We start from the raw sequence: 246 nt of genomic DNA, 5'->3' as shown, positions 1-246 counted from the left end.
GTCCACATGGGCGTCGCCGCCGGCACTCCGCAGGGCTTGGTGGTTCCGGTGATCCGCGACGCGGACCGCATGTCCTTCGCCGAGATCGAGAAAGCCATCGCCGAGAAGGGCAAGCGCGCCCGTGACGGCAAGCTGAGCATGGCTGAAATGCAGGGCGGCACCTTCACCATCTCGAACGGGGGTGTTTATGGCTCGCTGATGTCCTCACCCATTCTGAACCCGCCACAGTCGGGCATTCTGGGCATG

At 64.2% G+C, this 246-nt stretch carries 1 protein-coding gene; it reads left to right on the top strand.

Features of this window, described 5'->3' with window-relative positions; genetic code table 11:
- Window positions 1-246 (top strand): 2-oxo acid dehydrogenase subunit E2 (locus AC6RA4_RS25525; protein ID WP_500165128.1); only part of this gene is annotated, 246 nt, incomplete at both ends.

The sequence above is a fragment of the Salipiger sp. genome, assembly GCF_059781815.1.
This window is presented reverse-complemented; position numbering and strand designations above follow the sequence as displayed.